This window comes from Delftia sp. PX-1 (assembly GCF_055797465.1).
In genome coordinates this window covers 3,279,468-3,293,156 of sequence record NZ_CP184763.1, presented here as the reverse complement: position 1 = coordinate 3,293,156, position 13,689 = coordinate 3,279,468, and the positions used below count along the sequence as shown (strand labels likewise).

General features: G+C 63.6%; 11 protein-coding genes. 9 read left to right on the top strand and 2 right to left on the bottom strand.

The features are described 5' to 3' along the window. Positions 1–616: 616 nt before the first annotated feature. The gene (locus ACN20X_RS15205; protein WP_016454644.1) at positions 617–1,870 is read left to right on the top strand and encodes a hypothetical protein; all 1,254 of its coding nucleotides are present in this window, start codon (positions 617–619) and stop codon (positions 1,868–1,870) included. A gap of 328 nt (positions 1,871–2,198) precedes the next feature. On the opposite strand, the gene ACN20X_RS15200 is transcribed toward ACN20X_RS15205, so the two are convergent. Next, positions 2,199–3,428, bottom strand: coding sequence for an MFS transporter (locus ACN20X_RS15200; protein WP_016448071.1), 1,230 nt, complete (start codon positions 3,426–3,428; stop codon positions 2,199–2,201). A gap of 301 nt (positions 3,429–3,729) precedes the next feature. Between ACN20X_RS15200 and ACN20X_RS15195 the strand changes: the two genes are divergently transcribed. After that, complete coding sequence (locus ACN20X_RS15195; protein WP_016448072.1) at positions 3,730–4,305, top strand: hypothetical protein; 576 nt, start codon at positions 3,730–3,732, stop codon at positions 4,303–4,305. Positions 4,306–4,350: 45 nt separating this feature from the next. Here ACN20X_RS15195 and ACN20X_RS15190 read toward each other — a convergent pair whose 3' ends face one another. After that, positions 4,351–4,920: a helix-turn-helix domain-containing protein gene (locus tag ACN20X_RS15190; RefSeq protein WP_016448073.1), complete on the bottom strand. Its 570-nt coding sequence runs from the start codon at positions 4,918–4,920 to the stop codon at positions 4,351–4,353. A gap of 14 nt (positions 4,921–4,934) precedes the next feature. Between ACN20X_RS15190 and ACN20X_RS15185 the strand changes: the two genes are divergently transcribed. From ACN20X_RS15185 to ACN20X_RS15155, 7 genes are all read left to right on the top strand, one after another. Next, complete coding sequence (locus ACN20X_RS15185) at positions 4,935–5,837, top strand: DMT family transporter (protein ID WP_016448074.1); 903 nt, start codon at positions 4,935–4,937, stop codon at positions 5,835–5,837. Positions 5,838–6,812: 975 nt separating this feature from the next. Continuing rightward, a complete protein-coding gene (locus ACN20X_RS15180) occupies positions 6,813–8,270 on the top strand; it encodes a hypothetical protein (protein WP_473209543.1) in 1,458 nt (485 codons plus the stop codon). 183 nt (positions 8,271–8,453) lie between these two features. After that, on the top strand, positions 8,454–9,185 hold the full coding sequence (locus ACN20X_RS15175) for a type 1 glutamine amidotransferase (protein WP_016448076.1): 732 nt from the start codon (positions 8,454–8,456) through the stop codon (positions 9,183–9,185). A gap of 111 nt (positions 9,186–9,296) precedes the next feature. Beyond that, a complete protein-coding gene (locus ACN20X_RS15170; protein WP_047475096.1) occupies positions 9,297–10,106 on the top strand; it encodes a DeoR family transcriptional regulator in 810 nt (269 codons plus the stop codon). Between the two features lie 34 nt (positions 10,107–10,140). Next, positions 10,141–11,061: a substrate-binding domain-containing protein gene (locus ACN20X_RS15165; RefSeq protein ID WP_151019788.1), complete on the top strand. Its 921-nt coding sequence runs from the start codon at positions 10,141–10,143 to the stop codon at positions 11,059–11,061. A gap of 20 nt (positions 11,062–11,081) precedes the next feature. After that, positions 11,082–12,638: a sugar ABC transporter ATP-binding protein gene (locus ACN20X_RS15160; RefSeq protein ID WP_473209542.1), complete on the top strand. Its 1,557-nt coding sequence runs from the start codon at positions 11,082–11,084 to the stop codon at positions 12,636–12,638. After that, complete coding sequence (locus tag ACN20X_RS15155; protein ID WP_016454650.1) at positions 12,635–13,660, top strand: ABC transporter permease; 1,026 nt, start codon at positions 12,635–12,637, stop codon at positions 13,658–13,660. Before ACN20X_RS15160 ends, ACN20X_RS15155 begins: the two co-directional genes overlap by 4 nt. Positions 13,661–13,689: the final 29 nt, after the last annotated feature.

Below are 13,689 nucleotides of genomic sequence, written 5' to 3'. Positions count from 1 at the left end.
GCCAGGGCGATGAAGCCCGTGTCAGGGCCCACAGCCCGCACAGCAAGGCCAGGCCAAGCACACGGAAAGCACCATCAGAAAGCGCAGCGCCCCATCCTGTCGCCCACTCGGCCCAGCAGCAGGATCCCAATGACATTGCCCATGCCGATCAGCCGGTTGCACTGCACTGCAGGCAAGCCTTACTGCCGAGAACACGACCACGGCGTATTGGCACAAGGCCCACAGACTTTCGACGATACGTCTTGAACCAAGACCAACCGGCCGGGATTGGGCTTGTTCGTCTCCAACAGTGAAGCAATTCGCATGGACTGTTCAAGACCATTGACACGGCCAATTGCTTTGCGTCAACCACAGAAAGAGCACTTGGATCTGATGGATTACCCGAACATCAAAGTCGATGCTGATGAAAATACGGAAATCAGGTGCATAGAGATCCACAGATGCAGAGCGGGTGTAAGATGCCGTGAGCATCACTCGATAACCTTGCACTATCTTGAGAGAAAAAACAACCACCCATAGAGAATACAAAGGTTTCCTTACGATATTCTCATTGATATCTCTTATCTATGGGATCTGGATATATGGCAATTGGCCAGGAAATCTGGGCAATGACAGCATGGCCGCCTTGATGGAGGCAACAGATAAAACAGGAAATATATCGGTTGGAAAAACAGCGATATGGATAGGCTTTATCAAGCTGGCACTGGCACTGAACAGCAGTATTGGCACGATCACAACACTGCAGATGATGGTTTCTGCATTCGTTTTCTCCAGAATAATCCACTACATTTACAATAACCACGGAATACTGCGATCTGCCATATTTTTTGCTTTCTTTGTTGCAACACCTCACATCCTGAACTTTTCCGGGATGCTCTACCCGGACGGACCATTTGCCATTTGCGGAATTGGATTTATCTTCGAAATATGGATATGCCTGAGGCGTTCTAAAGTCACATCCTTCTCCGCTTTCGTTATTTTTCTATGCATGCCTTTCGCCATCTTCGCAAGGTCGAATGGGATAGTATTATTGATACCTTTTATATATCTTTTATTCAAAACAGATCGATTCGGCCGCATCATTATCGCCACAATCGGCATTTTCTGGACTCTGACATCCACGTTCCTGACTCTGCATCAAGCAGGAAAGCCACAAGAGGCCACTTATCCATTGGTTATTTTCGAGACAGCCAACTTTGTTCAACCACGCCCGTTTTCCGTGGCCTTCGGCCTGCCTGCATACAATGTCTCCAAGACCACCGTCGAAGTACTTGAAAAATACGGTGGCATTCAGAAATTCAACGATTGGTACGATCGAGACTACTGGGATTCTCTTGTACACCAACCGAACTCACCGAACGTTCTTACAATACTCCCAGAGGACAAGGAGATCCTGATCAAGGAGTTTTCCAGATACAATCTCTGGCACAATATTCCCGCATTCCTGTCAAGCCGGGTCAATGTCTTTATGGTTTCCGCCTTGGCTGATGGCCACTTTCCCACGGCAGAGACAAAGAGCTATGTTCTGAAGAATTTCCAGGATTATTATTCAGAGCTGTCGCCCCCTCCATTTCTTAGCAAATGGATCACCCTTCTCAATTCCATTTCATGGAAATACAGGTTTATTCTCTGGTCACCTTTTTTCGGCATGGCCATGCTGGCTGTTGCCACCATAATGGCATGGAAACGCTTGAAGGCCGACCATCTGGTTATCTATGCTTCTCTAATTCTGCAGTTGTTCGCGATTTTTCTCTTCTCCAGCGCCGGGGAATACAGATATCTATTGACCTACTTCCTGCTCCCGATAGCTCTTTACCCGATGATCTGCGATTTACGCCGCAGCGCCCCTGCGACAACGAAGATGTCTTGATCTGGAGGCAATCGCCTTTCCACGCACCAGCCCACATCGACATCACACAGAGAAGCTTCTCACAGGCGCAAGATTGGCGTGACCGGCAGCCTTCGACATAGCGTGGCCAGGCCCACTGCGTCCTCAAAATCGATCACGCTGCGGCCATCCGTGCGAGCCGCTCGCCATAGAGCTTTTTCGAGCTTTGATGGGCATACTGACGGCATCCGCTTTCCGCCGAGCCTGAGGTCTTTCTCCTCCCTCCCTCTCAATACTTCTCAGGCACGCCCCCAGGGCATCGGCTTTTCCATACCCGGGCCCGCAGCCATCTGGTTCGCGGGCCTGCCTGTCAGCCCCTGCCATCACGCCCGGCGCATTCGGCACGCCACACCGCAAGAGCCGACAGCGCGGCACTGCCACCCGCCAGCAGGATGGATGGCGTATAGCCACCCCAGACATCGAACAGCCAGCCTGCCAGGCTGCCCCCAGCCACGGCAGCAATGCCGACCGCCACATAGAGCGCCCCCAGGATGGCACCCAGGTTCCGCGTGCCGAACCAGGTCGCGGCGACAGCCGGATACAGCGCGATGCAGCCGCCGTTGGCCGCGCCGAACACCAGCGCGAAACCGGCCAGTGCCACGAAGCCTCGCGCCATGGCCCACAGCCCGCACAGCACTGCCAGGGACACGGTGAGCACCAGCAGAAAACGCAGCGCCCCCATCCTGTCGCCCAGCCGGCCCAGCGCAAGGCGCCCCAGCACATTGCCCACGCCGATCAGCCCGATCAGCCCATTGGCCTGAGCGACAGACAACCCCTGCTGGCGTGCCAGCGGGTTGATGTGGATCAGCGCCAGGAACAGGCCGATGGAGCCCAGAAAGATGGCCGCGAAATACCACCAGAAACGGGCCTGCCGCGCCGCCTGGGCCAGGTCCATGCCCTGGGCGGACTGCCCGGCGGCAGGGTCACCCGAAGGCGGCACGCCGTCGGGATGCAGCCCCAGCTCCTCAGGCCGGCCGCGCAGGACCGCCGCCGCCGCCAGGCCAGTAAGTGCGATGGCTGCGGCATATACCTGCATGGTCAGTTGCCAGGACAGGTGCTCCATGAGTGCGCCCGCCACCACGGGGCCGAGCAGCGTGCCCAGCCCGGTGCCCGCCAGCGCGATGCCGGAGGCAGAACTGCGCCACAGCACGAACCAGCGCGCAATGGTGGAGACGGCGGGCACATACACCAGGCCCACGCCCAGGCCGACCAGAATGCAGAAGGCGCCCAGGAACAGCACCGGCGATGAGGACAGCAGGCTGCTGGCCACAAAGCCCAGCGCCAGCAGCACGATGCCGGCCGAGGTGACGGTGCGTACCGAGGTCCTGTCGCTCCAGGCCCCCGAGAACACGCCCACGCCGTAGTAGATCAGGGCAGTCAGGGAAAAGATGGAGGCCGTGGAAAAACTACTGGCGCCAAACTGGGTCTGAATGCTGGCAAAAAACGCCCCGAACGAATAGGCCGCGCCAAAGATCAGCGCCAGCAGCACATGGACGGCGCCCACGATGTACCAGCCCCGGAAAAGTCTGCCTCGCCTCATTTGCATCTCCTTGGTATGGGATGACTTTAGTTGTCTATACATGCTTAGACATTAGGTATCAACCCCAGGAATACAGAGCAAAGAGCGAAATTGCAAGGACGGCGCACCTGCAAGGTCGGCAGCATTCCATAGCCGGTGTATGGGAGACAAGGCGTTGTTCAGAGGGACGGCAGCAAGGGTGCATGGGCTGGGGCCATCGCCTGTGGCAATCCATGCCTCCTTGCGCCCAGCCGCTGAGCATCTATGATCGCCACGAAGAATCGTTTTCTTCCTGCATCCGTTCACGGGCTGCATTCTCTCCATGCGCAGATCTTCTCGCCGACAGCTTCCCTCGCCCGCCCGCACGGTACCGGGCACCGTGCCCGGCGTTTTGCAGCGCTTGGCTTTCTGGAGCCTCATTGCAATCTTGGCGTGCGCCCTAGGCACTCTTTCCGTGGCTCATCCGGCTGCCACAGCTCTCACAGTCACTGCATTGGTCAGTTGCGGAGCATGGTCGAACAACCGCGAGAAAACCAGATTGCAGGCGCTTGCCGCCACCCGCAACGGCGAGTCGATCTGCGGCTTCGCCCGTTCCTTCGATTTGCGCAGCACAGATCCTTTGGTAATCCGCGCTGTGTATGAACAGCTTCAGGAAGAACTGCTCAGCTACCAAAAGAGCTTTCCTGTCCGCGGATCCGACCGGCTTGAGGAAGAGCTCGGCCTGGACGGTGATGATCTGGACATGAGCGTTGCGACAGCCATTGCACGTCGCTCGGGCAGGTCACTGGAAGGCACGCAGTCCAACCCCTACTACGGCCGCGTCATGACTGCATCCGATCTTGTGTATTTCTTCAACGGCCAGTCTGAAGTGGCACCGCAGGCCACCGCATTTCACTGACGACGGTACCTTGCTCAAAGCACGGCACAGACCGCTGCAGCGCCCTCAGGAAATCACATTCCGAATGAACCGCGTCACGCCTTCGTGCAGGTTCATGTAGGCGTAGTCCTGGGCGCTGCCGTAGATGGCGTAGTCGCCGGCCTCGATGGTCATGGGGCCTTCGCTCAGGTCCACCAGCAGGCGGCCTTCGACCACGACGATCATTTCATGCCAGCCTTCCGGGTCGGGTTGGGCCTGGTAGCGTTCGCCGGGGCCCAGGGACCAGGACCACAGCTGAGCCTCGCGCGTGGCAGGCACGCTGCCCAGCAGCATGGCCTGGCTTTCGGGCCGGGTGCCGCGCCAGGCCATGGCGTTCATGCGCAGGCGCTGCGCGGCCGGGTCGCTGACGATTTCTATGAAGCTGGCGCCCAGCGCATCGGCCAGCCGATCCAGGCTGGACAGGCTGATATTGGTGTCGCCGCCTTCCAGCTGCACGACCATGCGCCGGCTCAGGCCTGCGGCCTCGGCCAGGGCCGCCTGGCTCAGTCCTGCACGCTGGCGAAGGCGGCGCAGGTTTTCGCTGACGAAAGCCAGGACATCGGAGCGCCCGCCAGCGCTGTGCAATATATTTCTCATATGATCTGCGCAATATGTTGCACACGTCATCTTCTCACAGTTCGCGCACGCCGCTGCTCAGCCGGCAGGAGCTTGCCCTCATTGCCGTCACCATGGTCTGGGGCGGCACCTTTCTCGTGGTCCACCTGGCCATGCAGCACAGCGGGCCGCTGTTCTTTGTGGGCCTGCGCTTCGTCACGGCGGGTCTGATCGGGCTGCTGGTGTTCCGCAAGGTCATGGCCGGGCTCACGCGCACCGAGCTGGTCGCAGGCACGGCCATCGGCGCCAGCATCTTTCTGGGCTATGGCCTGCAGACCTTCGGCCTGCAGACCATCAGCAGCAGCAAGTCGGCGTTTCTGACCGCCTTGTATGTGCCCATCGTGCCTCTGCTGCAATGGCTGGTGATGGGCAAGCCGCCGCGATTGATGAGCTGGATAGGCATCGGCCTGGCCTTCACGGGCCTGGTGCTGGTGGCGGGGCCCGAGTCCGGGGGAATGGAGTTGAACGTGGGCGAGATGGCGACCATGCTGAGCACGCTGGCGATTGCGGCCGAGGTGCTCCTGATCGGGCATTTCGCGGGCAAGGTCGATGCGCGGCGCGTGACCACGGTGCAGTTGCTGGCGGCCGGCACCATGGCGCTGCTGGCCATGCCCGTGGCTGGCGAGTCGGTGCCGGATTTCTCGTGGATCTGGCTGACGGCCGCCGTGGCCATGGCCTGCGCCAGCATCCTGATCCAGCTGACCATGAACTGGGCCCAAAAGTCCCTGTCGCCCACGCGTGCGACCGTGATCTATGCCAGCGAGCCGGTCTGGGCCGGCATCGTGGGACGCATGGCCGGCGACCGGCTGCCGGGGCTGGCCATCCTGGGGGCAGTGCTGATCGTGGGCGGAGTGCTGGTCAGCGAGCTGCGCCTGGGCAGGCAATCACCCAAGCCGTAACGCACCCCGGCTGCGCCCCCGGCGTGCTGGGCCGCACCTGTCCAACCCTGCCGCAAGGCCACAGGCGAATTGCTGCGCAGGACAAACAGCGGGGGCATGCCAACCGCCTTGAAAGCCAGGTCAGGACACTTCTCAGAAGCTCTTGAAAAACGGTATTTTCATAATCAATCAGAAACATCCGATCTCAAATAACCCATTCCTAGGATAAATCCCATTTATTCAATAATCCTAAGACGACTCTGAAAATCCGATTCCCATCAAAAAAATCGATACAGAACCCAATCAACCCTTTAGATTCCGATTTTGAAAACAGGCAAGCCATTCATCGGCTTGATGGTCATTCAATTCAGGAACTCATGAAAGGGCGATGGAATGCAAAAGCATGGCACGGGGAATCGACGGAAATTGGCCGGCTTTACGGCGGCAATGGCAGCCAGCTGCACAATCGTTTTGGGGACGGGTGGCACCGCATGGGCCGCCTCGGCAGGGCAAGGTCGCGGCTATGCGCTGGAAGCGAAGGCCGGCGTTTCATTGGTAGACCTCGGGCTGGATATCCCGCTGGTAGATACCGGACTGCAAAGTGCGCCGCCGGCGTTCAATGTCTCCGGGAAAATGCTTGCTGCAGACATCGGGACCGCCACCGACAGCTTGATTTCATTGAAGGCGGGGGTGCTTTCGGCAAGCACCGGGAGCTCGCTGGCGCAAAACCGCGTTGAAACAACCGCAGGCATCAGCGACGTCAACCTGTCAATCGCTGGCGTCGTGGCCATCAAGGCCGATGTGCTGCAGTCCCAAGTGCAGGCAACCTGCGTCAATGGCGCCGTCCAGCCCACCGGGGCCGCGACCATCGAGAATCTGGGCATCTCCGTGCTCGGCGTCCCCATCTCAATTCCACTGAATCCATCCCCCAATACCGGACTGAATGCCGGAATCCTGGAAATCGTTTTCAATGAGCAAACTCCCGTGGATGGGGGAATGGAAGTCAATGCCCTGCGCATTGGCGCAAAAATACCCACCTTCGCCGACGTCAACCTCGTCTTCGGCCATTCGCAAGCCTCGCTTGCCGACTGCACCGCAGTGGAAGGGGATACCACGCCACCTGCGGTAGACATCACCACGTCCCCGGTGATCAATGCAGGCAACCAGGACGCCTACATCGTCGCAGGCAGTTGCACCGCGGGCGATGGCAATGTGAAGGTGACCATCGGCACGGCCCCAAAGTTCGTGGCCATGACGACGGCCTGCAATGCAGCCGGAGCCTGGACGGCACCGGCTGCCAATGTGGCCAGCCTGCCCCAGGGTCCGGTGGACATCACGGCCATCCAGACCGATGCGGCCGGCAACACCGGCACGCGAAGTGTCATCACCACCGAGACCACAGCCGCAGCCACGGACACGACGGCACCCGTGGTCGCGGTAGTCAACGCAGCCGCGATCAATGCCGGCAATGAGCACGGCTACACCGTCTCGGGCACCTGCACGGCCGGCGATGGCGATGTCAGGGTGAGCATCGGCACGGCGCCCAACTCCGTGGAAGCCATCGCAGCGTGCGGCAGCAACGGCCAATGGACCACTGCCGCCACCGACCTGGGCGGGCTGCCTGCGGGCACGGTGCCCATCCAGGCCAGCCAGACCGATGCGGCTGGCAATACAGGGACCGCCAATGTCTCCGTCACCAAGGCAGACACCACGCTGCCTGTGGTCACAGTGGGCACCGCGCCCCAGATCAATGCCGGCAACCAGGGCGCCTACATCCTCTCTGGCACCTGTACAGTCGGCGCAGGCAACGTCACGGTGACCATAGGCACGGCGCCCGACGCGGTGGTGGCCACTGCGCCCTGCGACAGCAATGGCGATTGGACCACCCCCGCCACCGACGTGAGCGCACTTCCTGCGGGCACGGTGGGCATCCATGTGGCTCAGACCAATGCCGCCGGCAATTCGGGCACGGCCGATGCCACGGTCACCAAGGTCGATACCACGCCGCCCACCACGCCCTCGGTCACGGTAGTGAATCCTCCCCCGATAGACGCGGGCAACCAGGGCGGCTACATCCTCTCTGGCACCTGCACGGCCGGCGGTGGCAGCGTGACGGTGACCATCGGCACGGCACCCAAGGCCGTAGTGGTGACCGTGCCCTGCGATGGCAATGGCCACTGGACCACTCCTGCCACGGACGTGAGCGGCCTGCCCAAGGGATCGGTGACCATCACGGTCACCCAAACCCAGGCGACGGGCGATGTCGACTCAAGCACTGCGACCACCATCAAGACCACGCCTGGCGCGGGCGATGCCCCAGGCAGCGACTCCGTCGCAGCCATCCCCGTGGGCGGGGCCTGGGCCTCCCTGCTCCTGCTGGGCGCGGCGGCGCTGGGACTGCGCCGCCGTGGCAGGCAGCCGGGCCCGCAGTGCTCCGGGCGGCACCACGATTGACGTAGTTGCCACCATCAAAGGCGCCACGGCCGTGGCGCCTTTTTGCATTGGGCCTGCGCAAGGCATGGGGCGGCCTTGATGCGGCCTTGATGGCGTTGTGCGCAAACACAATCCGCCCTTGAGGCAGCCGTCCCTAGAGTCAAGGCCTCACAACAAATGGCTTCCCGATGAAGCCGCGCCGCCATGAGACCTGTCGCCATCCTCCAGCACGAATCCACCCAGGGCCCCGGCGTTCTGCGTGAACACCTGGAGCAGCAGTGCATTCCCTACCGAATGTTGCAGCCCGCCCTCGATGGCAGAGCCCCTGTGCATGCCGCCGACTACAGCGGCATCGTGGTGCTGGGCAGCAACCATTGCGTCAACGAGGGCCTGCCCTGGATGGAGGATGAACAGTCCCTGCTGGCCGACGCGCTGCGGCATGACGTTCCCGTGCTCGGCCACTGCTTCGGCGCGCAGATGCTGGCGCGCGCCATGGGCGCCAGGGTCTGGCGCAACCCCTGCCCCAACATTGGCTGGAGCCGCATCTGGGTGACGGCTGCCGCCCAGCAGCTCATGGACCTGCCGCGCGAGGCCACGATCTTCCATTGGCACTACGACACCTTCGAGATCCCGCGCGGCGCCGTGCGCACCATGTACGGCAGCCATTGCCTGAACAAGGGTTTTCGACATGGTCGGCACTGGGCCTTCCAGGGCCACATGGAGGTGACTGCCGCCAGCGTGGCTGCCTGGTGCGCCGAAGGCCATGACGAGCTGCTGCGCGCACGCGGCCCCGCGGCGCAGACCGAGAGCGAGATCCTGCGCCACCTGGACCTGCGCATTCCCGTGCTGCACGCCCTGGCCCACCGCACCTACCGGGCCTGGACGTCTCAGCTGCAGCGGCCCGTGGTCGTGCCCCTGAGCGCGGCCAGCCGGTAAACCTTCCAGGCCAGGCAATCCCTGGTGAATACCCTGGGTGCGCTTGACGCAGCTTTTGCGTGCAGGGAAACTTTCGATACGAAATATAAAACTTTCGAATCGAAAGAATCCATGCAGGAACAAGGCAACAGTTCACTCAAGCGCAGGCTGCAGATCGTGGAGCTGGCGCGCAAGACCGACGAGGTGCGGGTCGAGGCGCTGAGCGTGCTCTTCGGCGTCTCCACCGTCACCATCCGCAACGACCTGCACTACCTGGAGCAGCAGGGCTATGTGGTGCGCGCCTTCGGCAAAGCGCGCTACAACCCGGCCCTGCTCAAGACGGCGGCCGAGCTGCCCGGCGCCCACGCCGCCGCACAAGGCCCGGCACAGGCCCAGGTGGCCCAGGGCGCCCTGGGCTGGATTGAAGACGATGCGTCCGTCTTTCTTGGCGGTGGCCGCATCACCCACCGCGTGCTGCCGCTGCTGGCCAGCCGCCAGGGCATTGCGCTGACGCTGCACGACCTGTCCATGGTGGCGACGGCACGGCAGTTTCTCGATTGCGCCATCCACGTCACGGGCGGCTCGCTGGCCGGCGACGAGCCCTGCCTCATCGGCCCCGGCGCTGAAACGGGCCTGCGCGGCCGGCCGCTGGACATCTGCCTTTTCGAGATCTGCGGCATCGACGAGCGCAACCGCCTGCTGTGCCGCGACCCGGGCGCCGCGCGGCTGTACGCGGCAGCCGTGGAGCACAGCGCCAAGGCCGTGGCGCTGGCACTGGATCTGGACAGCACCTCGGGCGGACACCCGGTCTGCGACATCGCTCAACTCGACGGCCTGTGCGCGCACCAGGACATGGAGCCCGGCGCCTTCGATCTGCTGGCACGCCACCGGCTGCAGGCCACCCACAAGGCAGAGGGCCGCATCGAGTTCGCCAGAAGCTGAGTTTTTCCACAACGACAGAGGGAGGGAGACCGCCATGGACCGCAACACGTTTCTCCGGCGCATGCTGGCCGGCGCATTCACATTCGGCCTGCCGGCCAGCCCGGTGCTTGCACAGCCGGGCCCCGGCCCCGCGCGCACCCTCGGCGTGTCCCTGCTCACGCAGCAGCACCCGTTCTACCTGGAGCTGGCCCAGGCCATGCAGCAGGAAGCCGCGCGGCAGGGGCTGAAGCTGGACCTGAGCATTGCCAACCAGGACCTGGGCAAGCAGATCTCCGATGTGGAGGACTTCGTCAGCAAGAAGGTCGATGCCATCATCCTGTCGCCCGTGGATTCACGCGGCGTCAAGGCCGCCGTGCTCAAGGCTGCCGCCGCCCGCATTCCCGTGATCACCGTGGACATTGCGGCCAGCGGGGTGGAAGTGGCCTCGCACGTAGCCACCGACAACCGCGCCGGCGGCGTGCTCGCCGGCCAGCTCATGGCCCGCGCCACGGGTGGCAAGGGCCAGATCGGGGTGCTGCACTACCCGTCCATACAGTCCGTGGTCGATCGCGTGGAGGGCTTCAAGTCGGCCATCGCGGCCTTCCCCGGCATGAAGATCGTCTCGGTACAACCCGGCATCACACGCGCCGAGGCCCTGTCCGCATCGCAGAACATGCTGCAGGCCCACCCCGACCTGGCAGGCATCTTCGGTTTTGGCGACGATGCGGCCCTGGCCGCGCTGGCCAGCGTCAAGGCCGCCAGAAAGCTGGAGCAGGTGAAGATCGTGGGCTTTGACGGCATGGCCGAGGCCCGCGCAGCCGTGGACCGCGAACCGGCCTTCGTGGGCGTGATCCGCCAGTACCCCGACCAGCTGGGACTGCAATCCGTGGCCCTTGCCGCGCAATTGCTGTCGGGCAAGCCGGTGGAAAAACTCCACCCCGTGCTGCCCGGCGTGTACACGGCTGCCGCCAGGTAAATGAACCTGCGGAGCCCGCCATGCCAGGCCCCACTGCACACAGCCGCCCAGGCCGTGCCATGCTCGACGCCGTTGCGCCGCCCCCCATGCTCGAAGCCCGGGCGCTGGCCAAATCCTTTGGCGCCGTGCAGGCGCTCAAAGGCGTTTCCTTCCGCCTGCGCGCAGGCACGGTGCACACGCTGCTGGGCGAGAACGGGGCCGGCAAATCCACCCTGCTCAAGATCCTGGCCGGCGTACACCGGCCCGATGGCGGACAGCTGCTGGTGGCCGGCGCCCAGGCCCGGCTCGGCAGCCCCGGCGATGCGCAGCGCCACGGCATCGCCATCGTTCACCAGGAGCTGAGCCTGGCGCCCAACCTCAGCGTGGCGGACAACCTGTTTGCCGCGCGCCTCCCGCAGCGGGCCGGCTGCGTGGACCGCCGCGCACTGCGCCGCGACGCCGCCGCGCTACTGGCCCGACTGGGCATGGACCTGGACCCCGACGCGCAGGTGGCCGACCTGTCCCTGGCCCGGCGCCAGCTGGTGGAGATCGCCAAGGCGCTGTGCCAGCCCGCGCGCATCGTCATCATGGACGAGCCCACGTCCTCGCTCAGCGACAGCGAGGCGCAGATTCTCTTCACCCTCATCGCCCGCCTCAAGGCCGAGGGGCGCGCCATCATCTATGTCTCGCACCGCATGGACGAGATCATGCGCATCTCCGACGAGATCACCGTCATGCGCGATGGCAGCTCCATCTGCACCCTGGCGCGGGACGAGACCGACATCGGGGCGCTGATCGCGCTCATGGTCGGACGCCAGATGCAGGACATCTATCCGCCGCGCGGCCCCGCCCCTGACCGCAGCACGCGCGCCCTGCTACAGGTCCGCGGGCTGGGCCTGGCCGGGCGCTTCGAATGCATCGACTTCGAGGTCCACGCGGGCGAGATCGTGGGCTTCTTCGGGCTGGTGGGCTCGGGCCGGTCCGATGTCATGGATGCGCTGTTCGGCATGCACCGCTGCACGGGCAGCATCCTCCTGCACGGCCGGCCGCTGCGCCTACGCTCGCCGGCCGACGCCATCGGCCAGGGCATGGCCTTCGTGACCGAGAACCGCAAGGAACAAGGCCTGGTGCTGGACCAGTCCGTGCAGCACAACATCTGCATGGTGCAGGTGCACAGCGGGCGCGGCGGCGCACTGCTCACCGACGAGGCCGCCGAGCAATCGCTGGCCCGCGCCTGCGTGCAGCGGCTGAAGATACGCGTTGCCGGCCTGCACCAGCCCGTGCGCCAGCTGTCGGGCGGCAACCAGCAAAAGATCGTGTTCGCCAAATGGCTGGCCATGCGGCCCCGGCTGCTGGTGCTGGACGAGCCCACGCGCGGCATCGACGTGGGCGCGAAGTTCGAGATCTACGCCCTGATCCGCGAGCTGGCAGCGGCCGGCACCGCCGTCATCCTGGTGTCGTCGGAACTGCCCGAGGCACTGGCCATGAGCGACCGGCTGCTGGTCATGCGCAACAAGCGCCTGGTCCAGAGCCTGGACACCCTTCATCTGCGCCAGGAGACCGTGATGGCGCACGCCACCGGAGCAGGACTGCCATGAACCATTCCGACCTGGGCCTCCCCGCCACGGGCGCGCCCGAAGAACGCCTTCCCGGCGACCGGCGGTATGACGGCAGGCATGGCTGGCGGCATGCCTGCAAGCCGCTGCGGCGCCATGCCGGCACGCTCATGGGCCTGGCCGGCCTGGTGGCGCTGTTTTCCCTGCTGTCGCCCGCCTTTCTCACGGCCGGCAACCTGCTCAACGTGCTGCTGCAGGTGTCCATCATCGCCATCGTGGCCTTCGGCATGACCTATGTGCTGCTGCTGGGCGAGATCGATCTCTCGGTGGGATCGGTGGTCGCCCTGGCCGGCAGCGCGGCCGGCCTGATGCTGGGCCAGGGCCTGGCGCCTGCCCTGGTGCTGCCCGCCGTGCTGCTGTGCGGCCTGCTGCTGGGCGCGTTCAACGGCTCGCTGTCGGCGCTGCTGCATCTGCCGTCCTTCATCGTGACGGTGGCGACCATGGGTATCTTCCGGGGGCTGGCCTATATCGTCTCGGGCGGCATGCCGCAGCCGGTGGACAGCGAAGCCTTTTTGTGGATCGGCAATGGCGAGCTGCTGGGCATGCCCGTGCCCATCTGGATACTGGCCGCGCTGCTGGCTGCCAACCACTTCGTGCTGTCGCGCACCGTGTTCGGCCGCAAGACCTATCTGGCAGGCGGCAATGCCGAGGCGGCCATCTATGCAGGCATACGCGTGGGGCGGCTGAAGATCGCCATCTTCATGCTGTCGGGGCTGATGGCGGCCGTAGGCGGCCTGCTGCTCACCTCCCGCCTGTACTCGGCCCAGCCCAACGCGGCCATGGGCTGGGAGCTGGACGCCATCGCCGCCGCCGTGCTGGGCGGCACGCGCCTGGCCGGAGGCCACGGCTCCATCGTCGGCACGCTCATCGGCGCACTGATGATCGGCGTCATCAACAACGGCATGAACCTGATGAGCGTGCCCTACTTCTACCAGCTCATCGTCAAGGGCAGCGTGATTCTGGTGGCCGTGTGCATCGATGTGCACAGCAGGCGCAGGCGCTGACGCATGGGCCGGTGGTGCAGCGAACGGCG

Excerpts from the sequence above, each read along its gene's own strand:
- ACN20X_RS15205 (WP_016454644.1), top strand. The coding sequence starts at position 617 with ATGGCCGCCTTGATGGAGGCAACAGATAAAACAGGAAATATATCGGTT.
- ACN20X_RS15200 (WP_016448071.1), bottom strand. The coding sequence starts at position 3,428 with ATGAGGCGAGGCAGACTTTTCCGGGGCTGGTACATCGTGGGCGCCGTC.
- ACN20X_RS15195 (WP_016448072.1), top strand. The coding sequence starts at position 3,730 with ATGCGCAGATCTTCTCGCCGACAGCTTCCCTCGCCCGCCCGCACGGTA.
- ACN20X_RS15190 (WP_016448073.1), bottom strand. The coding sequence starts at position 4,920 with ATGAGAAATATATTGCACAGCGCTGGCGGGCGCTCCGATGTCCTGGCT.
- ACN20X_RS15185 (WP_016448074.1), top strand. The coding sequence starts at position 4,935 with ATGTTGCACACGTCATCTTCTCACAGTTCGCGCACGCCGCTGCTCAGC.
- ACN20X_RS15180 (WP_473209543.1), top strand. The coding sequence starts at position 6,813 with ATGGAAGTCAATGCCCTGCGCATTGGCGCAAAAATACCCACCTTCGCC.
- ACN20X_RS15175 (WP_016448076.1), top strand. The coding sequence starts at position 8,454 with ATGAGACCTGTCGCCATCCTCCAGCACGAATCCACCCAGGGCCCCGGC.
- ACN20X_RS15170 (WP_047475096.1), top strand. The coding sequence starts at position 9,297 with ATGCAGGAACAAGGCAACAGTTCACTCAAGCGCAGGCTGCAGATCGTG.
- ACN20X_RS15165 (WP_151019788.1), top strand. The coding sequence starts at position 10,141 with ATGGACCGCAACACGTTTCTCCGGCGCATGCTGGCCGGCGCATTCACA.
- ACN20X_RS15160 (WP_473209542.1), top strand. The coding sequence starts at position 11,082 with ATGCCAGGCCCCACTGCACACAGCCGCCCAGGCCGTGCCATGCTCGAC.
- ACN20X_RS15155 (WP_016454650.1), top strand. The coding sequence starts at position 12,635 with ATGAACCATTCCGACCTGGGCCTCCCCGCCACGGGCGCGCCCGAAGAA.